Below are 23,190 nucleotides of genomic sequence, written 5' to 3' on the forward strand. Positions count from 1 at the left end.
CCGTACTGTTCGCCGCCCGGTCAGCGGCCGGTCGCCTGCCGCTCCGGTGCGGCCTCCACCCTCGGGCCATGCGGATCGCCATCGTGACCGAGTCGTTCCCGCCCGACGTCAACGGCGTGGCGCACTCCGTCGTCCGGACCGCGGAGCACCTGACGGCGCGGGGGCACGAGCCGCTGGTCATCGCGCCGGCGCCGGCCGGCGCGCGGGGTCGGGCGGCCGACCGGCTGCCGTACCCGGTGGTGCGCATCCCCAGCGTGCCGCTCCCGCGGTACCAGGGCTTCCGGCTCGGCGTGCCCAGCGCCCGGCTGGCCGGCGCACTGCTCGGCCACGAGCCGGACGTCGTGCACCTGGCCAGCCCGTTCGTCCTCGGCGCGGCCGGCGCGTCGCTGGCCACCCGGTACGGGCTGCCCACCGTCGCCGTGTACCAGACCGACGTCGCCGCCTACGCCCGGGCGTACCGGGTGGGGTGGGGTGAGGCGGCCGCCTGGCGGCGGCTGCGCGAGATCCACAACTCGGCGCAGCGGACGCTCGCACCCTCCACCCGGGCCGCCGCCGACCTGATCGCCAACGGGGTGCAGCGGATCTGGCTGTGGCGCCGGGGCGTCGACGCCGAGCGGTTCCACCCGACCCGCCGCTGCGAGTCGCTGCGACGGGCGCTGGCACCGGACGGCGCGGTGCTGGTCGGCTACGTGGGACGGCTGGCCCCGGAGAAGCGGGTCGAGCTGCTGGCGGCGACCGCCGCGCTGCCCGGCGTGCGGGTCGTGGTGGCCGGTGACGGGCCGGTCCGGCGGCAACTCGAACGGGCCCTGCCGGCGGTGCGTTTCCTCGGCGTCCAGCACGGCGAGGCGCTGGCCCGGCTCTACGCCAGCCTCGACGTCTTCGTGCACACCGGCCCGCACGAGACCTTCGGCCAGACCCTCCAGGAGGCCGCCGCCAGCGGGGTGCCGGTGGTCGCGCCGGCCAGTGGCGGGCCGGTGGACCTGGTCGAGTCCGGGGTGACCGGGCTGCTGGTCCCGCCCGGCGACGGCGGCGCGCTGGCCGCCGCCGTGGCGGAGCTCGCCGCCGACCCCGCCCGCCGGACGGCGTACGGCCGCGCCGCCCGTGCCGCGGTCAGCCGGCGGAGCTGGAGCGCGGTGGGGGACGAGCTGATCGGCCACTACCGGGCGGCGGTGGCCGGCGCGCCGGCCACCGGCCTGCCCGCGCGGGGATGACCGGGCAGGCGGGTCGCCGGGCGCTGCGGATCGTCCGGGTGGCCAACTTCGTGACCGGCCGCTCCGGCGGCCTGCGTACCGCGCTGCGGCACCTCGGCGAGGGCTACCTCGCCGCCGGCCACGAGCCGGTGCTGGTGGTCCCCGGCGAGCGGCACGGCGACACCCGGCGGCCCTGGGGGCGGGTGGTCACCCTGCCCGGGCCGGTCGTGCCCGGCAGCGGCGGCTACCGGCTGCTGACCGACCGGCGACGGCTGGCCGGGGTGCTGGCCGACCTCGCCCCCGACCGGCTGGAGGTCTCCGACCGGAGCACCCTGCGCTGGACGGGCCGCTGGGCGCGGGAGCGCGGCGTGCCGTCGGTGATGGTCTCCCACGAGAGCCTGACCGGTCTGCTCGGCCAGTGGCGGCTGCCCGCCGGCCCGGCCCGCCGGATCGCGGACCGGCTGAACCGGGAGACTGCCCGGCGGTACGACCGGATCGTCTGCACCACCCGCTGGGCGGCCGAGGAGTTCGAACGGCTCGGCGCGCCCCGGGTCGACCTGGTGCCGCTCGGCGTCGACCTCACCACGTTCCACCCGGACCGCGCCGACCCCGTGCTGCGCGAGCGGTACGCCGACGCGACCGAGGTGCTGCTGGTGCACTGCGCCCGGCTCTCCGTGGAGAAGCGGCCCGAGCTGGCGGTCGACGCGCTGGCCCGGTTGCGCCGGGCCGGCGTACCGGCGGTGCTGGTGATGGTCGGCGACGGGCCGCTGCGGTCCGCGCTGGTGCGGCGGTCGGCGGGCCTGCCGGTGCACTTCGCCGGCTTCCTGCCCGACCGGACCGCGTTGGCGGCGCTGCTGGCCGCCGCGGACGTGGTGCTCGCGCCCGGCCCGGTGGAGACCTTCGGGCTGGCCGGGCTGGAGGCGCTGGCCTGCGGTACGCCGGTGGTGGCCAACGCGGCCAGCGCGCTGCCCGAGGTGATCGGGCCGGCCGGGCTGGCCGCCTACGGCACCCCGGCTGCCATCGCCGCGGCGGTCGTCCGGTTGCTGGCGCGTCCGACGGCGGACCGGCGGGCGGCGGCCCGCCGCCGGGCCGAGGAGTTCGGCTGGCCCGCGGCGGTCGCCGGTTTCCTCCGGGCACACGGCGCCGAACCCGGGCCTGCGCGGTCCGACGTCACCGCCGTCTCCTGACCCGCCCTTTGCTCTGCCGCAGCGGAGGCAACACCGGACGGCGACGAGTGTTGCGTGGACTGCAGCAGAGCACAGGCGACCCGCGACCCCCTGCGCACCGGGACAGCGCGGGCGGCCCGGCCGACTCCGCCGACTTCCCGGGTACACCGCGGGACGGTTCGATCACGGCACCGCATAAGGTGCAGGCATGGCGCGACCTGACGGGCGGCGGCCCGACCAACTCCGACCGGTGACCCTGACCAGGGGCTGGAGCACCCACCCGGAGGGCTCGGTGCTCGTCGAGTTCGGCGACACCCGGGTGCTCTGCACCGCGAGCGTGACCGAGGGGGTGCCCCGCTGGCGGAAGGGTTCCGGCCTCGGCTGGGTGACCGCCGAGTACGCGATGCTGCCCCGGGCCACGAACACCCGGTCCGACCGGGAGAGCGTGAAGGGGCGTGTCGGCGGTCGTACCCATGAGATCTCCCGGCTGATCGGCCGGAGCCTGCGCGCCTCCATCGACCTGAAGGCGCTCGGCGAGAACTCGGTCGTGCTCGACTGCGACGTGCTCCAGGCCGACGGCGGCACGCGGACCGCCGCGATCACCGGCGCGTACGTGGCGCTGCACGACGCGGTGAGCTGGCTGGGCGAGCGCAAGGCCCTCGCCGGCAAGCCGGAGAAGGTGATGCACCGGTCGGTGGCCGCGGTCAGCGTGGGCATCATCGACGGCGAGCCGCGGCTGGACCTGTGCTACACCGAGGACGTGGCGGCCGAGGTCGACATGAACGTGGTCTGCACCGGCGCCGGCGACTTCGTCGAGGTGCAGGGGACGGGCGAGGCCGGGATCTTCGCCCGCGACCAGCTCGACGCCCTGCTCGACCTCGGTGTGGCGGGCTGTCTGGAACTGGCCGACGCACAGCGGAAGGCGCTCGCCTCATGAACAAGGTCCTCCTCGCCACCCGGAACCGGAAGAAGCTCGTCGAGCTGCAGCGGATCCTCGACGGCGCGCTCGGCGCGCACCGGATCGCCCTGCTCGGACTCGACGACGTCGAGGAGTACCCGGAGCTGCCGGAGACGGGCCTGACCTTCGGCGAGAACGCGCTGATCAAGGCGCGCGAGGGCGTCCGGCGGACCGGCCTGCCGACGATCGCCGACGACTCCGGGCTGGCCGTGGACGCGCTCAACGGCATGCCCGGGGTGTTCAGCGCCCGCTGGGCCGGCCGGCACGGCAACGACCAGGCCAACCTCCAGCTGGTGCTGGACCAGATCGCCGACCTGCCGGACGAGCACCGGGCCGCCGCCTTCGTCTGCACGGTGGCCCTGGTGCTGCCGGGCGGCAAGGAGCACCTGGTCGACGGCCGCCAGTCCGGCCGGCTGCTGCGCGCCCCGCGCGGCGAGGGCGGCTTCGGGTACGACCCGATCTTCCTCGGCGACGGGCAGCAGCGGACCAACGCGGAGCTGACGCCCGAGGAGAAGGACGCGGTCAGCCACCGCGGCAAGGCGCTGCGCGAGCTGGCCAAGCTGGCTGCCAAAGTGCTGCCGCAGGCGGCCTGACCCCCGTACACCAGCCGGTGCCCGCCGCCGTCCGGCATCACTGCCCCGGGCAACACATGGCTGCTGGCAGCATCGTCCGGACGGCCCGGTCTCCGACGGATCCCGGCTGGCCGCGAGCGGAGGAGGCCGCGCTCCGGCGGCGTCGCCGGAAGACCTACTGTCTTAAGCGTGTCGGTCCGGCCGGCCCGGATGGGCTGTCTAGCAGGGAGACGGGATGGCGTGGACACGGACGCGGGGCGGCATCGCGGCACTGGTCGCGGGCGTTCTGCTGGTGGTGAGCGCGGGCCTGTTGGCCGCCGAGGCCGCCACCGCGCCCACCGAGGATGAGGTGGCGGGCATCTGGACCTCCGAAACGCCCAGGCCGGCGGTGAACCCGGTGCGGGACGCCCGCAGCGGCTTCCTCCACCCCGGGGTGCTGGTGAGCATTGACCAGCTCGACTTCGCCGCCGGGAAGATCCGAGCCCGCGAAGAGCCCTGGCAGTCGGCGTGGCTCGCCATGCAGCGGAGCCGCTACGGCCAGTTGGCGTGGCAGCCCAGGCCGGTCGCCACTGTGGACTGCGGCTTCTACTCCAGCCCCGACAACGGATGCACGAACGAGACCGAGGACGGCGTCGCCGCGTACACCTTGGCGTTGCTGTGGTACTTCACCGGGGACCGCCACTACGCCGAGAAGTCGATCGAGATCATCGACGCCTGGTCGGGCGTGCTGAAACGGCACACCAACTCCAACGCGCCGGTGCAGGCCGGCTGGTCCGGAGCGTCCTTCGTCCGGGCCGCGGAACTGCTGCGGTACACCTACCCTGGTTGGTCTCCGGACCGGCTCGCGCGGGCGGAGCGGATGTTCCGCGACGTCTACCTGCCCCTGGTGATCGCGGGAGTCGGCCGTTACCGGGCCGGCAACTGGGAGCTGATCATGCTTGACGCGGCGATCGGCATCTCGGTCTTCCTCGACGACCGCGCCTCCTTTTCGAAGGCGGTCGCGAGGTGGCGGTTGCGGCTGCCGGCGTACATCTATCTCACTAGCGACGGGCCGGCCCCGAAGTCACCCCCGGGTGAGGCCTTGAACAGGCGGCAGACAATCGAATACTGGGGAGGGCAGACCAGTTTCGTGGACGGGTTCGCCCAGGAGACCTGCCGGGACTTCCTCCACACCGGTTGGGGCGTCGCGGCCGCGGCGCACGTCGCGGAGACCGCGTGGATACAGGGCCTGGACCTCTACGCCGAGGCACGTGTCCGCCTCACCCGAGCGATGGAGTTCCACGCCGCCTACGAACTCGGTGAACCGGTGCCGCCCTGGCTGTGCGGCGGCCGTCTGAAGACAGGTCTCCTGCCGTCATTCGAGGTCGCCTACAACCACTACACGACCAGGACGGGACTGACCCTGCCCAGGACCGGACAGGCTGTGGTCGCGGCGCGCCCCGCCGCACCGGGAGTTTTCTTCGCCTGGGAGACCTTGACGCACGCCGAGAACCCGCGCTGATCGCGACCTTTGCCCCCGCGGTCCCGGGCACCCGGGCGGGCGTCCGACCCTATACGCTCACCGGCGCCGGTCGGGCCGGCGTCCGCACCTGTCCACATCATGATGAGGAAGCAGTGAGCGACTCGACGAAAGCACGTCGTGGGGTGCTGCGACCGGAGATCCAGGCACTGCGGGCGCTCGCTGTCCTCCTCGTGCTGCTGTTCCACTTCTGGCCGCACCGCATTCCGGGCGGATACGTCGGTGTCGACGTCTTCTTCGCGATCAGTGGCTTCCTCATCACCGCACACCTGCTCAAGGACGTGCAAAGGCTCGGCACCGTCCGGCTGGGCTCCTTCTGGGCCCGCCGGATCCGTCGGCTGCTTCCCGCTGCCGTGTTGGTGCTCGTCGTCACCGCGGCGGCCGTCTTCGTCTGGGTACCTACGCTCTACTGGCCGCAGATCCTCCGCGAGATCGCGGCGGCGACCTTCTACGTCGAGAACTGGCAACTGGCGCATGACTCGGTCGATTACCTCGCCGCCGAGAACGTCCAGTCACCGGTTCAGCACTACTGGTCGCTCTCGGCCGAAGAGCAGTTCTACCTGGTCTGGCCGCTGCTGATCGTGACGGCGGTCCTGGTGGCCCGCCGGGTCCGACGAGTCGAGCCCATCGTCGCGATCCGCGGGGTCCTCGCCGTGGTCGTACTGTCCTCCTTCGCCTACTCCGTCTATGAGACGTCCACGAACGGCGCCGCCGCCTACTTCGTCACGCCAACCCGAGCATGGGAGTTCGGGGCCGGCGCGATGCTGGCGACGTGGCCGGCCTGGGGCCGGTCGGTCGACGATCGGATCCAGGCGGCGCTCTCGTGGCTGGGACTGCTCCTGATCGGTGTGGCCGCGCTCTTCCTCACCACCGGTACGCCCTTCCCTGGCTACGCCGCGCTGCTGCCGATCGTCGGCACGGTGTGCGTCATCCGGGCGGGCGCGCCGAGCGCGCGCTGGTCCCCCCTCATGCTGATGGAGCGCGCGCCGGTGCAGAGGCTCGGCGACTGGTCCTACTCCGTCTACCTGTGGCACTGGCCGCCCATCGTGATCTTCGGTCTCGCGACCGGCGAGAAGATGACGTGGCCGGTGAAGCTCGTCGTCATCGCAGGCGTCGTCCTGCTGGCGGCGGCGACCAAGCGGTTGGTCGAGGATCCGGTACGGTTCGGCGCGTTCTCGGCCGGACGGCGGCTGTGGCCGCAGTACGCGGCCGGAGCCGTGGCGATGGCGCTGGTGATGTCGCTCGTCGCCGTCGGGAACCAGTGGCTCGAGCGGACCAGCGAGGCGAATACGTCCCGACTCGAGCAACTCCTGGCGGCCCGTACCCCGTGCCTCGGGGCCGGCGCCTGGTCCGCCGGTGAACACTGCGACGACGGCCCGGGCGGGCAACTGTTCCCCGAGATGTCGATGTTGACCAAGGACACCGGCCCGGCGTACCAGTGTTACGACCAGGAGCCGGGCGCCGAGCTCACGTCGTGTCACATCGGTTCACAGCGGGCCGACGCGACGAAGATCGCGCTGATCGGAGACTCGCACGCCGCGATGCTCATCCCGGCGCTCGAGGACCACCTCGACGCGCAGAACTGGGCCGTCGACACCTACGTAGCCCGCGGCTGCATCTGGGCGAAGGTGGGGCCGTCCGACCAGCTCGACCCGTGCCATGCGCGGCGACGGGCGATGGCGGACAGGCTCGGCAGCGGCCCGAAGTACGACCTCGTCATCCTCACCGGAAAGCGGAGCGCCGGCGGCGACCGGCGGGCGGCCGAGGCGCAGATCCGGCGGTACGTCGAGGCCTGGCGCCCGGTGCTGGAGCGGGGGACCAGGATCGTCGTGGTGGTGGACAATCCCACGCTCGGCACGGATGGCCTCGGCTGCCTGGCGAACGGTGGCGATCCGAGGCGGTGCGCCATCGACCGGGGAGCCGCCTTCAGGACCGGCGACGCCCTCGAGGACGCCGCGCGGCGTACCAAGGGAATGGTGCACGTCGTGGACCTCACCGACCTCTTCTGCAGTGCGACCGAGTGCCCGCTGGTGATCGGGAACGTCATCGTCTACCGGGACACCCACCACATCACGGCGACCTACGCGCGCACCCTCGGCACCCATCTGGTCGAGCGGATCGCCGGGAACCTCGCCCCGTGACCCGCCCCTCCGCCCGCCGTCGCCGGCGTCGCGAACCACGGCCGCCGCACGACTTCCGGTCGTCGCACCGCCGCCACTCGAAGGAACAGGGCTCGCGTATAGTGCCCCCGGACAGGAAGCTGGCGGGGAGGAATCGGGACGTGGACAGCTACCTCGGACAAGAGCGGTCGTCCGAGCCGCGACCGTCGGCCGCATCCGGATGAGCCGCCCGGCGTCCCTGCGCGCCGAGCCGGATTCGACCCGAACCCCCGAGCGGCGGCGCCGCCTGGAGTCGCCGAGCTGGTTTCTGGTCGTCGCCGCGCTGGCCCTGATCGGTCTGAAGCCGCTGTTCGACATCCCCGGGGAGAAGACCGCCCAGGACACCGTTGACCTCGGCTTCGTGGCGAGCACGGCAGGTGCCGCGCTCATGGTCGCCGCCTTCGTCCTCGTCCTCGCGGTGACCCGGCGACTGCCCGGGAAGCTGACCCTCGCGCTGGTCGCGTTGCTGGTCCTGGGTCTGTTGTCGGTGGTCAGCCTGCTTCTCGTGCCCGCTCGGGAGGGCTTCCTCGACCAGTTCGCGGTGACCGGCCTGCGGGACATCTTCGGCCCCTACGTTGATCCGACCAGGGGGACCCTGACCCAGGCGGCGCAGCTCGCCGTCGGCTTCGCGCCGATCACGCTGCTCGCGGTGATGCTCGCCAAGCCGCAGTGGTTCACGCTGGAGCGGATCCGCTGGGTGCTGCTGCTCGTGCTGTTCGGTGCCGTGGTGCACTCCGCGATCGCCTGGCTTCAGGTCGCCGGCGTCGTCGACTACACCTTCTACTTCAAGCTGCCCGGGGGAAACATCGGGCGCGCCTCAGGTGGGTACTTTCACCCGGCCTCGCTCGGCCGACTGCTGATCTTCTCGGTCTTCATCCTGTACGCCGCCGGTGACCGGCTGCGATTGAAGCCGCTGCTCCGCTTCGCCCTCCTGGCACTCATGGTCGCCACCGCAGTCGTCACCACGCACCGCCTGACCATCCTCTGCGTGGCGATCCTCGTCGTGGCCATGGAGCTGCGGCGTCTCCCCGGGCTGGTCCGGTGGATCCGGGGCCGGCCCCTGCGGGTCACGGTCCCGGCCGGTCTGCTGCTGCTCGCCGGCGTGGTCGTCCTGCTGGTCCGGTGGGGCCCCTTCCTGTGGGGCCGCGCTCGGTTCCTGTTGACCCAGATCGGTTCGCTCGACCCACACTCCAAGGACTTCATCCGTGGCCGGGGTGAGATCTGGTTCGAGATCGCCCAGGCGTGGCGGGACGCGCCCGTGGACGTCTGGCTCATCGGGCTGGGCTACGAGCCGTGGAACACCCACAGCGATCCGATCCGGGTGTTCGTGGTGTGGGGGCTACTCGGCCTTGTCTGCATCGGGGCCATCTGCACCGTCCTGTGGCGTACCACCAGCGAGCTCATCACCTTCGAGGGGCAGTGGGCGCTGGTGGCGCTGTACTTCACCGCGGCAGTCTTCGCGGCGACGCAGAAGCCGACGTCCTACTCGTACTTCATGTGGTTGTTCCTGTTTTCGCACATGTTGGTCGTCGCGGTCCACCCACGCGACGCGTTGGTGCCCAGCGCCGTCAGAAATGGTGATCACCCATGAACCAGCCCCTGTTCATCTCCTGGAAGCGTTATCAGCGGCGCTCGGACGTGCTGGCCGAGGCGCTCGGTGCGGAGATGGTGTGGCGTCCGCACCGGGCGACGTCGAAGGTGTTGCGCCCCTCGGACTACCTCGCGCACAGCCGGGAGGACCTGGCCCTGATCCGGTCCCGGCGGCCCTCGTTCGTCATAGCGCAGACCCAGCCGCACCTGCCCGGGCTGGCGCCGTACCTGGCCAAGGTTCCGTACGTCATCGACGCGCACAACGGGCAGTTCCAGTCCTGGTGGCGCAAGGTGCCCGGCACCGAGCGGATCCTGCGTGGGGCGCAGCTCGTGCTGACCCACAATCGGGAGGCCGACGCGATGGCCCGCGAGGCGTTCCCCGGCCTGCGGACTCTGGTGGTGCATGATCCCCTCCGGGAAATGGCGCCGGCAGCACCGCGCGACTGGGTCTTCGTGGTGGCCACCGCCGCCCCGGACGAGCCGATGGACGTCCTCGTCGACGTGATCGAGGCCATGCCGAGCGTCACCTTCGCCACCACCGCCCCGCTGCACAAGCTTCCTGAGCCGCTGCGCGAACGGGCGGCGCGGCTGCCCAACCTGCGGACACTGGGCTTCCTCGACCTGCCGGACTACGAGGCGGCGCTGGCCGGTGCCCGCGCCGTGGTGGTCCTGACCGACCGGGAGGGCTGCCAGCCGAGCGGGGCCTGCGAGGCGCTCAGCGCCGCCCGGCCGCTGGTCCTGTCCCGGACCGGCACCACCGAGGAACTGTTCGGCAGCTTCGCCACGCTGGTCCCGAACGAGTCGGCGGCGCTCGCCGCCGGCGTACGCGAGGCGCTGGCCGACGACCGGGGCAGGCCCGCACGGATCGCGGCCGCCCGAGCTCAATGGAGCGTCCGGACCGCGGCCGAACTGGCGGAGCTGGCGTCGTTCCTGCCGACCGGGGCGACGCGGTGACGGCCGCCGGCACGACGGTGGGGACGCCCGCTGGCGCCCCGGCACCGAAGCGGAGCGCCGGGGGACTCGGCCGTCGGCTCCGACAGCTGGGCCTGCTCGGGGTCAGCCAGGTCGGCCTCACCCTGCTCGCCTTCCTCGCCCAGGTGCTGCTGGCGCGGAGCCTGCCGCAGGCGCACTTCGGCGCTTTCATGTCGGTGCTGTCGTTGATGACGCTCGCCGGCCCGCTCGCCCTCTTCGGCATCGCCGAGTTCTGGCTGCAGCGCTTCGGGCGCGAGGGGCCCCGTGCCCTGCGCTGGGTCCGGCCGTCCGTGGCGCTGGTGCTGGTCTGCTCGGCCGTGCAGGTGCTGGCCATAGTGGCCTGGGGGCTGCTCGACCGGAGCGACCCCCTCCCCGCCGACCTGCGGGTCATCCTCGCGCCGGTGATCCTGGCGCAGGCCGGGATGGCGCTGTCGGTCTCCGTCCTGCAACTGCGCGGCGCCTACGGGCAGATGGCGGTCGTGCAGCTCGCACCGCACGTCGGGCGGCTGCTCGTCGCCGTGCTGGTCGGGCTGTTCGGACTGTCGGCGACCACCGCCGCCGGCGGCTGGTCGCTGGTGGCGGCGGCGACCGTCCTGCTCAGCGCCGGGCTGATCGTCCCGTTCTGGCGGGGACGGACCGCGCTGGAGGGGCACGGCCGGGCCGCCGTCCGGCCGGGCCGTCCGCCCCGCCCGCGGCACCTCGTCGCCGGCGCCGCCCCGTTCATGTTCGGCAGCCTCTTCTACCTGCTCGGCATGAACCTGGGCGTGGTGGTCTCCGGCGAGTTCCTCAGCGCCGAGGCGGCCGCGGTGATCGCCGTGCCGATGACGCTGCTGACCGCGATCTACATCCTGCCGCGGGTCGTCTACCAGCAGTACTTCCTGGCGAAGCTGCACCGGTGGTCCCGGTCCGACCGCGACGCGGTCCTGATCGCCTATCGGGCGGGCACGGTCGGGATGATTGCCGTCGGGTTGCTGATCGCCGCGGTCGTCGCGGCCGGCGGCCGGTACGCCATCCCCCTGGTGTTCGGCTCGGCGTACGACGAGTCCGCCGTCGTGATGGCCCTGCTGGCGCTCGCGATCCCGCTCCGCTTCGGCTCGGCCAGCGTCGCCTCGCTGCTCACCAGCGGCGGGCTGGTCCGCCGAAAGGTGCTCTACCAGGGCATCGGCTCGGTGGCGTACCTGGCCACCCTGGCCTTCGCCATCCCGTCGTTTGGCCTGTACGGGGTGGCCGTGGCGACGGTCCTCTCCGAGGCGCTGCTGCTCGTGCTGTTCTGGTCGTGCGTGAAACGTAACGTAGTCGGCGACGCCCGACTTCCGTCCTGGTCGGAGATCGGCCGACGGCTGACGAAGGAGTGACGGTGAGTCCGAAGGAACAGCGGAACCCCGCCCGCCGGCCGCTCGTCGTCGGCTACTACGGCATGCGCAACGTCGGCGACAACGCGTTCTGCGTCATCGTCGACTGGGCCATGAAGCGCTACTGGGACACCGAGGAGCCCGTCTTCGCGGCGCCGCCGCTGGTGGACCTGCCGGACGCCCGCGCCGCGATGAGCCAGTCGCTGTTCGAGTCGGCGGACCCGGTGAGCCGGGCCGGCAAGCTGCTCACAAAGGCCACCATGCTGGGCGGGGCGTCCATGCTCGTGTTCGGCGGCGGCTCGGTCTTCCGGGACATGGGCCCGTTCAGCGAGAAGAAGATATTCGCCGCCTGGTCCCGGGTTTCCCGCCGGCCTATCGCGGCGGTCGGTGTGTCGGTGGGCCCGTTCGTCACGGCGGCGGCGGCGCAGCGACTCGGCGAGGTGTTCCGGCACATCGACTACATCGGGGTCCGCGACGCCGCCTCCGTGGAGCGGCTGCGCGACCTCGACTACCCGGGCCTCGTGGTGCCCGCCGGTGACCTCGCGGGGCTGCTACCGGAGGCGCTCGGCGATGCCGCCCCAGCGCCGATCGCGCGGACACCCGGGCGGATCCGGCTCGGCGTCACCCTGCTCGGCTCCGACACCGACCTGCCCGAGCGGGAGCAGCGCCGGCGGGAGGAGGTGCTGATCGCCGGCATCCGCTCCTTCGTCGACGCCGAGCCGGTCGATGTGACGATCTTCGTCTTCAACACTCACCCCCTGCGGGGTGACGTCGCGCCGAGCGAACGGCTCCGCTCAAGCCTCCAGGACCGGTGCGATCTGCGCGTGGTCACCGCCGACGACGGGGTAACGGCGGTCTTCAGCGAGATGCGGGCCTGCGATGCCGGCCTGCACATGCGGATGCACGGCGGGATCTTCTCGTACGTGGCGGGCGTGCCGTTCGCGCTGGTGCCGTACCACCGCAAGTGCGCCGACTTCCTGGACGAAATCGGGCAGCCGGCCACCCGGCTGCTCCCGGTCGAGCCGGACGATCCGGTCGAGGTGCACAAGTTGCTGGGACGGCTGGTCACCGACGGTGCGAGCCCCCGGCTCGACCTGGCGGAGTTCGCCGACAGTGCCCGGCTCAACTTCACCCGGGCACCCTGGGCCCGCGCCTGACGGGCCGCCGGTGGCGAGGCCGGTGGCCGTCAGCGTGCCAGGAAGTGCCAGCCCAGCCAGAGCCAGACCGCGAGCACGACAGCCCGGCCGGCGGTGGTGCGCAGCGCCGCGGTCAGCGCGTCGCCCAGCGGCGCGCGGGCCCGGCCGACACCCCGCCGTCCCGCCGCGTCCACGACCACCATCGTCAGGATGATCGCCGCGAAGCCGGCGGTGATCACGGCCCGCGTGGTCACCGGGTCACCAGCCAGGCGCCGGTGCCGAGCCAGAGCAGGTAGCCGGCGACCCGCCCCGGGTAGGTGGCAAGCAGCGGATCGGCGAGGATGCTGAACGTCGGGTGCGCCTCGTCGTTGCCAGCCAGGAAGGCGCCCAGCTCCCACAGGCAGAAGAGCACCCCGAGACCGAGCCAGGTGGCGGCGGTCCGCCGGCCCACGGCCCGCTGCCGGGCCGGTGTCCGCCGGAGGCCGACCCCGAGCAGCGCGCAGCCGGGCAGCAGGACGGCGACGGCGGCGGGACCGGTGAGCGGTCGGGCGCTCGCCGCCACCAGGACGTATCCCACGAGGGCGGGCCAGAGCAGCCGGCCCCGCCGGAGGGGCGCCGGCACGTCGAACGGTTGGGTCGTCGGCTCCACCCCTCCAGTGTGGATCGCCCGGCTCCGGAACCGGTCAGCCGAGTGGGCCGACCTCGCGTTCGATCGCCGCGCGCAGCTCCGGCCCGGCCAGCACCGCCCGGGCCGCCTCCATCACCGGGGCGAGGAAGACGTCCGGGCCCGGCTCGCCGGCGCTCCCGCCCAGCGCCGCCACCGCGGCCCGGCCGGCCGGCGAGGGCTCCAGCGGGGCACGGAGCTGGAGCCCGCGTACGGCCGCCAGCAGCTCCACGGCGAGCAGGCTGGTCAGGTTGTCCAGCACCGTGCGCAGCTTCTTGGCCGCCGCCCAGCCCATGGAGACGTGGTCCTCCTGCATGCCGCTGGTGGGCAGCGAGTCCACCGAGGCGGGGGCGGCGAGCCGGCGGTTCTCCGCGACGATCCCGGCCGCCGTGTACTGGGCGATCATCAGGCCGGAGTTGACCCCGGCGTCGGGGGAGAGGAAGGCGGGCAACTCCCGGTTGCGGGTGACGTCGAGCAGCCGGTCGACCCGGCGTTCGGCGATCGCGCCCACCTCGGCGGCGGCGATGGCCAGGTAGTCGGCGGCGAAGCCGAGCGGCGCGCCGTGGAAGTTCCCGGTCGACTCGACCCGCCCGTCCGGCAGCACCACCGGGTTGTCCACCACCGAGCGCAGCTCCCGCCCGGCGACCGTCTCGACGAAGTCGAGGGTGTCCCGGGCCGCGCCGGCCACCTGCGGCGCGCAGCGCATCGAGTACGCGTCCTGCACGGCGTGCGCCAGGTCGTCCCGGTGCGAGTCCATCACCCGCGAGTCCTGGAGCAGCCGGTGGATGTTCGCCGCCGACGTGGCCTGCCCGGGGTGCGGCCGGATGGCGTGCAGCTCGGGCAGGAACGGCCGCTCCGAGCCGAGCATCGCCTCGATGGCCAGGGCGGCGGTGACGTCGGCCATGGCGAACAGGTGCCGGGCGTCGTGGACGGCCAGCAGCAGCATGCCGAGCATGCCGTCGGTGCCGTTGATCAGCGCCAGCCCCTCCTTGGCGGCCAGCTCGATCGGCGCCAGCCCGACCCGGCGCAGTGCCTCGGCCGCGTCGAGCCGCTCGCCGGCCGGCCCGAGCACCCAGCCCTCGCCGAGCAGCACCAGCGCGCAGTGGGCGAGCGGGGCCAGGTCGCCGGAGGCGCCCAGCGAGCCGTGCTCCGGCACCCACGGGGTGACCTCGTGGTTGAGCAGGTCGACCAGGGCCTCGGCGACCAGCGGGCGGACCCCGGAGCGGCCCAGCGCCAGCGAGCGGACCCGGAGCAGCATCATCGCCCGGACCACCTCGCGGGGCATCGGCGCGCCCACCCCGGCGGCGTGCGAACGGATCAGCGCGTGCTGGAGTTCGGCCCGCCGCTCGGGCGCGACGAAGGTGTTGGCGAGCGCCCCGAAACCGGTGGAGACGCCGTAGACGGGGCGGCCGGCGGCCTCGATGCCGTCCACGATCGCGCGGCTGGTCGCCATCGCGTCCACCGTGGACGGGTCGAGGACGACCTTGGCGGTGCCGCGCGCGACGGCGAGCACGTCGGCGGGGGAGATTCCGGTGGGCTGGATGGTTACGGTCGACATTGCGGGACTCCGTTGTGCAGAACCTGGCGGATCAGTGGCACACCGGGCCGGTAGGCCAGGTGCAGGTGGGACGGGGCGTCGAGGATCATCAGGTCGGCCCGGGCGCCGGGCCGCAGCCGGCCGATGTCGTCGCGGCGCAGCGCCGCGGCCCCGCCGGCGGTCGCGGCCCAGACCGCCTCCCCCGGGGTCATCCGCATCTCGCGTACGGCGAGCGCGACGCAGAACGGCATCGACGAGGTGTACGACGACCCAGGGTTGCAGTCGGTGGCCAGCGCCACGGTCACGCCCGCGTCGAGCAGCCGGCGGGCGTCCGGGTACGGCGACCGGGTGGAGAACTCCGCCCCGGGCAGCAGCGTGGCGACGGTCGGCGAGCCGGCCAGCGCGTTGACGTCGGCGTCGCTGAGATGGGTGCAGTGGTCGACGCTGGCCGCGCCGAGCTCCACCCCGAGCCGGACGCCCGGCCCGGGGCCGAGCTGGTTGGCGTGCACCCGCACGCCCAGCCCGACGGCCTGGCCGCAGGCGAGGATGGCCCGGGCGTGGTTGACGCCGAAGGCGCCCCGCTCGCAGAAGACGTCGATCCAGCGCGCGTACGGGGCGGCGGCGGCGAGCATCGGCCCGCACACCATGCCGACGTAGTCGTCGGGGCGGTCGGCGTACTCGGCGGGTACGACGTGCGCGCCGAGGAAGGTGGTCTCCTCGGTCACCTCGGCGGCGATCCGCAGCGAGCGGGCCTCGTCGGCGACGGTGAGGCCGTACCCGCTCTTGGTCTCCATGGTGGTGGTGCCCTGCCGCATCGCCTCGGCGCGGAGCCGGCGCACGGTGGCCCGCAGCTCGTCGTCCGAGGCGGCCCGGGTGGCGCCGACCGTGGTACGGATGCCGCCGCCGGTGTACGGCTGCCCGGCCATCCGGGCGGCGAACTCCGCGGCCCGGTCCCCGGCGAAGACCAGGTGGGCGTGGCTGTCCACGAAGCCGGGCAGCACCGCGGCCCCCTCGGCGTCGATCCGCCGGTCGGCGGCCGGGGCGTCCCGGGTCGGCCCGATCCAGGCCACCCGCCCCTCCTCGACCAGCAGGGCGACGTTCCGGCGGATGCCCAGCGGGCCGGCCTCACCCTCGCCGGGGGAGTTGGTGACCAGCTCGCCGATGTCGTCGATCAGCACGCTGCTCATGCGGTGACCTCCCCGATGGCGGCGCGCAGCTCCGCCGGCACGTCCACCGTCAGGTGCCGTCCGTCGGCGACCACCACGCGCCCGTCCACCACGACGTGGCTGACGTCGGCCGCGGTGGCGGCGAAGAACGCCCCGACCGGCGGCACGCCGGCCGTGCGGGCGCTGTCCAGCCGTACGGTGACCAGGTCGGCGCGGTCGCCCACGGCGAGCCGGCCGGCGTCCGCCCAGCCCAGCGCGGCGTGCCCGGCGACGGTGGCGGCGGTCAGCAGCTCGACGGGGCTGAAGTGGCCGCGCCGCCGGGTCCGCAGCCGTTCGTCCAGCTCCACCGCGCGGGCCTCCTCGAAGAGGTCGACCACGGCGTGGCTGTCGCTGCCCAGGCTGAGCGGGCTGCCCGCCTCGGCCATCTGCCGGGCCGGCCCGATCCCGTCGGCCAGGTCCCGTTCGGTGGTGGGGCAGAGGCAGATGCCGGTCCGGCTCTCCCCGAGCAGCGCCAGGTCGGCGCTGGTGGGGTGGGTGGCGTGCACGGCGGTGGTCCCCGGGCCGAGGACGCCGTGGTCCGCGAGCAGCCGGGTCGGGGTGCAGCCGTGCAGCGCGCGGCAGGCGTCGTTCTCGGCGGGCTGCTCGGAGAGGTGCACGTGCAGCGGCACGCCGGCGCGGTCGGCCAGATTGGCGACGGTGGCGAGCTGGTCGGCCGGCACCGCGCGGACCGAGTGGATCGCCGCCCCGACACGCGTGTGGTCGTTCTCCGGCCGGAAGGCGCCGACCCGCTCCGCCCAGCGCAGCGCGTCCCCGTCGCCGAACCGCCGCTGCGGCCCGGCCAGCGGCGCGCCGTCCACGGTGGCGGTGAGATAACAAGCGTCGAGCAGGGTGAGCCGGATGCCGGCGTGGGCGGCCGCCTCGACCAGCGCGGCGGACATCGCGTTCGGGTCGGCGTACGGCTGTCCGTCGGGGCCGTGGTGCAGGTAGTGGAACTCGCCGACGCAGGTGATCCCGGCGAGCGCCATCTCGGCGTACGCGGCCCGGGCCAGGGCCAGGTAGGAGTCCGGGTCCAGGCGGGCCGCGACGTCGTACATCCGGTCCCGCCAGGTCCAGAAGTCGCCCCGGCCGCCGTGGGTCCGGCCGCGCAGCGCCCGGTGGAAGGCGTGCGAGTGCGCGTTGGCCAGCCCGGGCAGGGTGAGCCCGGGCAGCCGGACCGCGTCGCGGAGCACCTCGACCCCGGTGGCCGGGGCGCCGCCGCCGACCAGCGGCGTCACGGCGGTGATCCGGCCGTCCTCCGCCTCGATCAGCACGTCGGCGGTGGGTTCGGCGTGGTCGGGCAGCCAGGCGTACTCGGCGAGCCAGCGGGTCAGCGGCATGCCAGCTCCTCCAGCACCCGGGCCAGGGCGGTCACCCCGGCCGCGCAGTCGGCGTCGGTGGCGGACTCGGCCGGGGAGTGCGACACCCCGGTCGGGTTGCGCACGAAGAGCATCGCGGTGGGCAGGTGCGCGGCCAGCACCCCGGCGTCGTGCCCGGCCCCGGTCGGCAGCACCGGCGCGTCGAGCAGCGTGGCCAGCCGCTTCGCCAGCCCGCCGTCGAACGCTACCAGCGGCGTCGCCGACTCCTCGGTCAGGGCCAGCTCGGTGCCGTCCCGCCTCGCCCGCTCGGCGGCCTTGGCGCGGACCGCCTCGACCAGGCCGTGCAGCGTCTCCGGCTCGGCCGCCCGGGCGTCCAGCCAGCCGGTCACCCTCGACGGGATGGCGTTGGTGGCGTTCGGCTCCACCGCCACCCGGGCCACGGTGGCGTGCGCGTCGCGCAGCCGGGCCTCCTTGTTCGCCGCCAGCACGGTGAAGGCGTACGTGAGCATCGGGTCGCGGCGGTCGACCATCCGGGTCGTACCGGCGTGGTTGCCCTCGCCGTGGAAGTCGAAGCGCCAGCGGCCGTGCGGCCAGATCGCGCTCGCCACCGCGACCGGCGCATCCTGCTCGACCAGCGCGCGGCCCTGCTCGACGTGCAGTTCCACGAAGGCCGCGAAGCGGCCGAGCAGCGCCGGGTCGGCGCCCGCCGGCCGGTCACCCAGCGCGTCGGCGAAGCTCACCCCGGCCGCGTCGCGCAGCCCGGCCGCGCGCTCCACCGCGATCTCCCCGGTGAGCAGCCGCGACCCCAGGCACGGTACGCCGAAGCGGGCCCCCTCCTCCTCGACGAACGCGCCGACCACCACCGGCCGGACCGGGGTGACCCCGGCGGCCCGCAGCTCGTCGACGGCGAGGAACGCGCTGACGATGCCGAGCGGCCCGTCGTACGCTCCGCCGTGCGGCACCGAGTCGAAGTGGCTGCCGGTGAGCACGGCCTCGCCGGCAGCCGGGTCGCCCCACCAGGCGAAGAGATTGCCGTTGCCGTCGGAGTGCACCGGCATGCCCCGCCGGTCGGCCTGCTCACGGAACCACTCCCGCAGCCACACCTCCGGTTCGGTGAGGGCGTAGCGCAGGTAGCCGCCGCTGCCGGCGTCCCGCCCGACCGGGGCGATCTCGTCCCAGAGCCGGCGGAACCGGCCGGCCAGGTCGGTCACGCCGGGCCCTCCGCCATCGGCACCCGCACGCCGGTCCGCTCGGCGACCTCGCGGGCGGTGTCGTAGCCGGCGTCGACGTGCCGGATCACGCCCATCGCCGGGTCGTTGGTGAGCACCCGCTCGATCTTCTGCCCGGCCAGGGCGCTGCCGTCGGCGACGCAGACCTGGCCGGCGTGGATGGACCGGCCGATGCCGACCCCGCCGCCGTGGTGGATGGAGACCCAGGACGCCCCGCTGGCCGTGTTGACCAGCGCGTTGAGCAGCGGCCAGTCGGCGATCGCGTCGGAGCCGTCGGCCATCGCCTCGGTCTCCCGGTAGGGGCTGGCCACGCTGCCGCAGTCCAGGTGGTCGCGGCCGATCACCACGGGCGCGGACAGCTCGCCGGAGGCGACCATCTCGTTGAACCGCACCCCCGCCTTGTCCCGCTCGCCGTAGCCCAGCCAGCAGATCCGCGCCGGCAGGCCCTGGAAGGCGACCCGCTCGCCGGCCATCCGCATCCACCGGGCAAGGGACTCGTTCTCCGGGAACAGGTCGAGGATGGCCCGGTCGGTGGCGGCGATGTCCTTCGGGTCGCCGGAGAGCGCCGCCCACCGGAACGGGCCCTTGCCCTCGCAGAACAGCGGCCGGATGTACGCCGGCACGAAGCCGGGGAAGTCGAAGGCCCGCTCGTACCCGCCGAGCTTCGCCTCGCCGCGGATCGAGTTGCCGTAGTCGAAGACCTCCGCGCCCGCGTCGAGGAAGCCGACCATCGCCTCGACGTGCTTCGCCATCGAGGCCCGGGCCCGGTCGGTGAAGTCGGCCGGCTTCGCCGCCGCGTAGTCCCGGGCGTCGGCCAGCTCCACCCCCTCCGGCACGTACGACAGCGGGTCGTGCGCGCTGGTCTGGTCGGTGACGATGTCGATCTCCACGCCCCGGCGCAGCAGCTCCGGGAAGACCGTCGCCGCGTTGCCGACCACGCCGACGCTCAGCGCCCGGCGCTCCCGCTTCGCGGCCAGCACCCGCTCGACGGCGTCGTCGAGGGAGTCGGCGACCTCGTCCAGGTACCGGTCGTGCACCCGGCGGTCCAGCCGGGTCCGGTCCACGTCCACGATCAGACAGGCGCCACCGTTCATGGTGACCGCCAGGGGCTGCGCCCCGCCCATCCCGCCGCAGCCGGCGGTCAGGGTCAGCGTCCCCGCCAGGGTGCCGGCGAACCGCTTCGCGGCGACGGCGGCGAACGTCTCGTAGGTGCCCTGGAGGATGCCCTGGGTGCCGATGTAGATCCACGAGCCGGCGGTCATCTGCCCGTACATGGTCAGGCCGAGCTGCTCCAGGCGGCGGAACTCCGGCCAGGTGGCCCAGTCGCCGACCAGGTTCGAGTTGGCCAGCAGCACCCGGGGCGCCCACTCGTGGGTCCGCATGACCCCCACCGGGCGGCCGGACTGCACCAGCATCGTCTCGTCGTCGCGCAGGTCGGTCAGCGTCCGCACCAGGGCGTGGTACGACGGCCAGTCCCGCGCGGCCTTCCCGGTGCCGCCGTAGACGACCAGGTCGTCGGGGCGTTCGGCCACCTCCGGGTCGAGGTTGTTCATCAGCATCCGCAGGGCGGCCTCCTGCGGCCACCCCTTCGCGGTACGTGCGGTGCCGCGGGCGGCGCGGACGGGCTGGTGCATCTCGTACTCCTCTCAGCCGAGGAACAACTGACGACGGGCGGCGGACGACTCGAACGCCTCGAGCCGGGCCTGGGTGTCGGCCGGGGCGGCGTCGCAGATCGCCTGGAGCACCACCATGGCCAGGGTCATCGGGGCGGTGTGCAGGTCGAAAACCAGATCGGTGCCGACGGCGGCGGGGAGCACCACCTCGGCGTGCTCGGTGGCGGGGCTGACCGGGGAGTCGGTGATCGCCACCACCGTCAGTCCGGCGTCCCGGGCCTCGCGCAGCGCGTCGAGGGTCTCGCGCGGGTAGCGGGGCAGCACGAAGGCGAGCAGCGCGGTCGCGCCGGCCGCCGCGGCCTGCTCGAGGCGGTCGGTGAGCAGGCTGCCGCCGTCGTCCAGCACCCGGACGTCCGGGTGCACCTTCGCGGCGAAGTAGGCGAAGTACGCGGCCAGCGGGGCGGCGGCGCGCAGCCCGAGCACCGGCAGCGGGCGGCTGGCGGCCAGCTGCTGGCCGACCGCGGCGATCCGCTCCCGGTCGGCGAGCTGCCCGGCCAGCCGGTCGAGGTTGCCGATCTCGGCGCGGACGGCCCGCTGGAGCTCGTTGCCGGCGTCGGCCGGGTCGACGGCCGCGGCGGCGGTCAGCTCCCGCAGGCGGCGGCGCAGCGCCGGGTAGCCGTCGTGGCCGAGCGTCATCGCGAACCGGGTCACCGACGGCTGGCTGACCCCGGCCAGCTCGGCGACCTCCGCCGCCGACAGGTACGCCACCGCCCCGGCGTGCTGCACCAGGCAGTGCGCGATCCGGCGCTGGGTGGGGGTGAGCCGGACCCCATGGAAGAGGTCCAGTACCCGATCGGTCGGCGCTGCGACGACAGCGCTTTCATTCATGGCGTGACTCTATGCATCAAAACTTTCAAAGGCAATCACGACCTCGGCCGGACGGCCCGCCGACCTGTGCAGCGAGGGGGGTCCACAGGGAATCCCGGCGGGTTACCTGGTCGCCGGATCCGGACCCGGCCACCGCCGTCGGCTGACCGCTGGTTGGCCACCGTCCCGGCAGCTATCGGGACGCTGACCGGCGGGCGGAGCGACGGGCGGCTTCTCTGTACTATCCGCACGGCGGGTGAGCAGAGGAGTTGGGGCATGCAGCCGGTTGGTCCGTACAGGTTCACCGAGGCGCTCGGCGTCTGCCAGGTGGGCACGGCGTGGTGGGCCGTCGACGGGCAGGATCGGCTGGTGACGGTGGCCATGCTCGAGGGCGCCGCGGCGGCCGACCCGCCCTGGCGGGAGGCGTTCGCCAACGCGGCGAACGCGATGGCCCAGGCGCCGGGCGGGCAACGCTACGTCAACGCCGACCTCGCCGCCGCCCACCCCTGGGTGGCGTACCCCTCAGAGGAGGGGATAGGTGCCCAGCGCCTCTTCCAGACCCTCGGCATGGACCTGCACCCCTTGGAGTCGCGCGCCGACGTCCTGATCCCGGCGACCGGCACGGTTTCCGCGCCGTCGCAGCCGGTCGCCGGGGCGCCGCTGTCGGTCTCCGGCCCGCCGGACCCGACCTTGGGCCCACCCCACGTCCCGTGGGCGATGCACGCCGCCGTGGTCCCGCAGCAACAGGGCCCGGAGGCCGTCCCGACGTCGCCCGCCCCGGCCGCGAAGTCCACCGACTCCCCGCCGGCCGACCCCTTCCCAGCGCCGGTACGCCGCATCGAGCCTTCCGGGACAGCCGGGCGCGGCACCGGGCTGTGGCTCACGGTCACCGCTCTCGTCCTGGGGATAGTCGCCGCGTTCGGTGGCGTCTCCGCCTGGGCCGGGGGCCGCGGCGGGACGACTCCGTCCGCGGCGGTGCCCGCGGTCTTTCCGACCGACGCCCCGGCTGCCGCCGGGCTCCGGCCCTGGGGGCAATTCACGCCGTCGAGCCCGCAGGAGCGCGCACTCGCAGTCGCCGGGCCGTCGCTGGTTTTCATCGAGGCGGTGGTCACCGGCTACCTGCGCGACCGGACGACCAACGCCCTCGTGCGCACGTCCCCGACCGTCTTCAACCGTCGGTGTACTGGGTTCGTGATAAACCCGGACGGCTACGTCCTCACGAGCAGTTCCTGCGTGAAGCCGTCAGAGGAGGTCGCGCGGCAGGTCGCCCTCGACGCGGTCGCCCAGGCACTGGTGCGGGAGAGGAAGCTCGATGCCGGTGCAGTGCCGGGCTACATCTCGGCCAACCTCGCGAAGACCCGATTCACCGGGATCGACGCGACCGCCGAGCCGAGCATCCAGCTCTCCGTACAGTTCAACAACGCCAAGGGCAACGTCATCGGCGACCCGGCCGCCCCAGGCGAGCTGGTCAAGGCGCAGGCGGCCGACACGGGCAACGTCGCGCTGGTGAAGCTGGGCCGGCAGAACCTGCCCGCAGCAGAGTTCAACCCTTCGGCGACGGTCACCGACGCCGGTTCCCTGCTGATCGCCGGGTTCGGCACGGACGACAGCGGGTCCCGCAACGCCACCTACACGCCCCGAGCGAAGATGGCGAAGATCGCCGGTGTGGGGCGGCGGGGCAGCCTGTCGACGTGGCGGATCGGAGACGATCTCGGTCGCGCCTCTCACGGCGGCATCGCGATAGACCCGGCCGGCCGCGTCATCGGCATGCTCGACCAGGACCTGACGCGACCCGACCGAGCGAACCGAGTGGTGGTACCGGCGTCAGCCTTCACCGGCGTGATGGGCGACGCCGGGGTGACCGGTGCCCTGGGCGAGCCGGACAGGCTCTACCGCAGCGGGCTCGACGCGTACTTCACCGGCCGGTACCCGACCGCCGTCGCTCAGCTCGGGACGGTCGTCGAGCGGGAGCCCGGCAACCCGCTGGCGCAGGCGTACCGGGAGAACGCCCTCAACCGGCAGCAGATGGAGGCCGTCCCGGCCAGCGCGCCCGCCTGGGCCTGGTGGCTGCTCGCGGGAGCGGGCGGTGCCCTGCTGATCTTGCTTGTGCTGCTGGTCGCGACACTGGGTCGGCGGTACCGATGA

General features: G+C 73.8%; 19 protein-coding genes. 11 read left to right on the top strand and 8 right to left on the bottom strand.

Going from position 1 to position 23,190, the window contains the following annotated elements; all coding sequences use genetic code 11:
- The first annotated feature begins 68 nt into the window (after positions 1 to 68).
- The 10 genes from EV384_RS10670 to EV384_RS10715 all read left to right on the top strand — a co-directional run bounded on the left by EV384_RS10670 (position 69) and on the right by EV384_RS10715 (position 12,635).
- Complete coding sequence (locus EV384_RS10670; RefSeq protein ID WP_130332494.1) at positions 69 to 1,211, top strand: glycosyltransferase family 4 protein; 1,143 nt, start codon at positions 69 to 71, stop codon at positions 1,209 to 1,211.
- Positions 1,208 to 2,377 (top strand): glycosyltransferase, encoded by a 1,170-nt coding sequence (locus EV384_RS10675; protein ID WP_130332496.1) that lies wholly within the window; start codon positions 1,208 to 1,210, stop codon positions 2,375 to 2,377. Before EV384_RS10670 ends, EV384_RS10675 begins: the two co-directional genes overlap by 4 nt.
- Before the next feature lie 187 nt (positions 2,378 to 2,564).
- Positions 2,565 to 3,293, top strand: a complete 729-nt coding sequence (gene rph / locus EV384_RS10680; protein WP_130332498.1) for a ribonuclease PH — start codon at positions 2,565 to 2,567, stop codon at positions 3,291 to 3,293.
- Positions 3,290 to 3,907: an RdgB/HAM1 family non-canonical purine NTP pyrophosphatase gene (rdgB, locus tag EV384_RS10685; RefSeq protein ID WP_130332500.1), complete on the top strand. Its 618-nt coding sequence runs from the start codon at positions 3,290 to 3,292 to the stop codon at positions 3,905 to 3,907. The genes rph and rdgB overlap by 4 nt, the downstream gene beginning before the upstream one ends.
- Positions 3,908 to 4,121: 214 nt before the next feature.
- The gene (locus tag EV384_RS10690; RefSeq protein WP_130332502.1) at positions 4,122 to 5,387 is read left to right on the top strand and encodes an alginate lyase family protein; all 1,266 of its coding nucleotides are present in this window, start codon (positions 4,122 to 4,124) and stop codon (positions 5,385 to 5,387) included.
- Positions 5,388 to 5,500: 113 nt separating this feature from the next.
- Positions 5,501 to 7,546 carry an acyltransferase family protein gene (locus EV384_RS10695; RefSeq protein WP_165439913.1) on the top strand — a complete coding sequence of 682 codons (2,046 nt, stop codon included), beginning with the start codon at positions 5,501 to 5,503 and terminating at the stop codon, positions 7,544 to 7,546.
- Positions 7,547 to 7,745: 199 nt separating this feature from the next.
- Positions 7,746 to 9,155, top strand: a complete 1,410-nt coding sequence (locus EV384_RS10700) for a hypothetical protein (protein ID WP_130332505.1) — start codon at positions 7,746 to 7,748, stop codon at positions 9,153 to 9,155.
- Positions 9,152 to 10,108, top strand: coding sequence for a glycosyltransferase (locus tag EV384_RS10705; RefSeq protein WP_130332507.1), 957 nt, complete (start codon positions 9,152 to 9,154; stop codon positions 10,106 to 10,108). Before EV384_RS10700 ends, EV384_RS10705 begins: the two co-directional genes overlap by 4 nt.
- Complete coding sequence (locus EV384_RS10710; RefSeq protein WP_165439914.1) at positions 10,105 to 11,481, top strand: oligosaccharide flippase family protein; 1,377 nt, start codon at positions 10,105 to 10,107, stop codon at positions 11,479 to 11,481. The genes EV384_RS10705 and EV384_RS10710 overlap by 4 nt, the downstream gene beginning before the upstream one ends.
- Before the next feature lie 2 nt (positions 11,482 to 11,483).
- Entirely contained in the window at positions 11,484 to 12,635 is a 1,152-nt protein-coding gene (locus tag EV384_RS10715; RefSeq protein ID WP_130332511.1) for a polysaccharide pyruvyl transferase family protein, read from the top strand.
- A gap of 29 nt (positions 12,636 to 12,664) precedes the next feature.
- Here EV384_RS10715 and EV384_RS10720 read toward each other — a convergent pair whose 3' ends face one another.
- The 8 genes from EV384_RS10720 to EV384_RS10755 are packed head-to-tail and all read right to left on the bottom strand — an operon-like array spanning position 12,665 to position 21,066.
- The gene (locus EV384_RS10720) at positions 12,665 to 12,868 is read right to left on the bottom strand and encodes a DUF6186 family protein (RefSeq protein WP_130332513.1); all 204 of its coding nucleotides are present in this window, start codon (positions 12,866 to 12,868) and stop codon (positions 12,665 to 12,667) included.
- Positions 12,865 to 13,263 (bottom strand): hypothetical protein, encoded by a 399-nt coding sequence (locus EV384_RS10725; protein ID WP_130332515.1) that lies wholly within the window; start codon positions 13,261 to 13,263, stop codon positions 12,865 to 12,867. The genes EV384_RS10720 and EV384_RS10725 overlap by 4 nt, the downstream gene beginning before the upstream one ends.
- A 34-nt stretch (positions 13,264 to 13,297) precedes the next feature.
- Positions 13,298 to 14,836 (bottom strand): histidine ammonia-lyase, encoded by a 1,539-nt coding sequence (hutH, locus tag EV384_RS10730; RefSeq protein WP_130332517.1) that lies wholly within the window; start codon positions 14,834 to 14,836, stop codon positions 13,298 to 13,300.
- Positions 14,824 to 16,002, bottom strand: coding sequence for an imidazolonepropionase (gene hutI / locus EV384_RS10735; protein ID WP_130332519.1), 1,179 nt, complete (start codon positions 16,000 to 16,002; stop codon positions 14,824 to 14,826). Before hutI ends, hutH begins: the two co-directional genes overlap by 13 nt.
- Entirely contained in the window at positions 15,999 to 17,351 is a 1,353-nt protein-coding gene (locus tag EV384_RS10740) for a formimidoylglutamate deiminase (RefSeq protein WP_130340425.1), read from the bottom strand. The genes hutI and EV384_RS10740 overlap by 4 nt, the downstream gene beginning before the upstream one ends.
- Entirely contained in the window at positions 17,348 to 18,547 is a 1,200-nt protein-coding gene (locus tag EV384_RS10745) for an allantoate amidohydrolase (RefSeq protein ID WP_130332521.1), read from the bottom strand. The genes EV384_RS10740 and EV384_RS10745 overlap by 4 nt, the downstream gene beginning before the upstream one ends.
- Positions 18,544 to 20,199, bottom strand: coding sequence for a urocanate hydratase (hutU, locus tag EV384_RS10750; protein ID WP_130332523.1), 1,656 nt, complete (start codon positions 20,197 to 20,199; stop codon positions 18,544 to 18,546). Before hutU ends, EV384_RS10745 begins: the two co-directional genes overlap by 4 nt.
- 12 nt (positions 20,200 to 20,211) lie before the next feature.
- Positions 20,212 to 21,066 carry a MurR/RpiR family transcriptional regulator gene (locus EV384_RS10755; protein ID WP_130332525.1) on the bottom strand — a complete coding sequence of 285 codons (855 nt, stop codon included), beginning with the start codon at positions 21,064 to 21,066 and terminating at the stop codon, positions 20,212 to 20,214.
- Positions 21,067 to 21,321: 255 nt separating this feature from the next.
- On the opposite strand from EV384_RS10755, the gene EV384_RS10760 reads away from it, so the two are divergent.
- Positions 21,322 to 23,190: a trypsin-like peptidase domain-containing protein gene (locus EV384_RS10760; RefSeq protein ID WP_130332527.1), complete on the top strand. Its 1,869-nt coding sequence runs from the start codon at positions 21,322 to 21,324 to the stop codon at positions 23,188 to 23,190.

The organism is Micromonospora kangleipakensis (assembly GCF_004217615.1).
Taxonomy (GTDB): domain Bacteria; phylum Actinomycetota; class Actinomycetes; order Mycobacteriales; family Micromonosporaceae; genus Micromonospora; species Micromonospora kangleipakensis.

Bases quoted from the DNA above. Each gene is read 5' to 3' on its own strand.
- EV384_RS10670 (WP_130332494.1), top strand. From the start codon at position 69: ATGCGGATCGCCATCGTGACCGAGTCGTTCCCGCCCGACGTCAACGGC.
- EV384_RS10675 (WP_130332496.1), top strand. From the start codon at position 1,208: ATGACCGGGCAGGCGGGTCGCCGGGCGCTGCGGATCGTCCGGGTGGCC.
- rph (WP_130332498.1), top strand. From the start codon at position 2,565: ATGGCGCGACCTGACGGGCGGCGGCCCGACCAACTCCGACCGGTGACC.
- rdgB (WP_130332500.1), top strand. From the start codon at position 3,290: ATGAACAAGGTCCTCCTCGCCACCCGGAACCGGAAGAAGCTCGTCGAG.
- EV384_RS10690 (WP_130332502.1), top strand. From the start codon at position 4,122: ATGGCGTGGACACGGACGCGGGGCGGCATCGCGGCACTGGTCGCGGGC.
- EV384_RS10700 (WP_130332505.1), top strand. From the start codon at position 7,746: ATGAGCCGCCCGGCGTCCCTGCGCGCCGAGCCGGATTCGACCCGAACC.
- EV384_RS10705 (WP_130332507.1), top strand. From the start codon at position 9,152: ATGAACCAGCCCCTGTTCATCTCCTGGAAGCGTTATCAGCGGCGCTCG.
- hutH (WP_130332517.1), bottom strand. From the start codon at position 14,836: ATGTCGACCGTAACCATCCAGCCCACCGGAATCTCCCCCGCCGACGTG.
- hutI (WP_130332519.1), bottom strand. From the start codon at position 16,002: ATGAGCAGCGTGCTGATCGACGACATCGGCGAGCTGGTCACCAACTCC.
- hutU (WP_130332523.1), bottom strand. From the start codon at position 20,199: ATGCACCAGCCCGTCCGCGCCGCCCGCGGCACCGCACGTACCGCGAAG.
- EV384_RS10755 (WP_130332525.1), bottom strand. From the start codon at position 21,066: ATGAATGAAAGCGCTGTCGTCGCAGCGCCGACCGATCGGGTACTGGAC.
- EV384_RS10760 (WP_130332527.1), top strand. From the start codon at position 21,322: ATGCAGCCGGTTGGTCCGTACAGGTTCACCGAGGCGCTCGGCGTCTGC.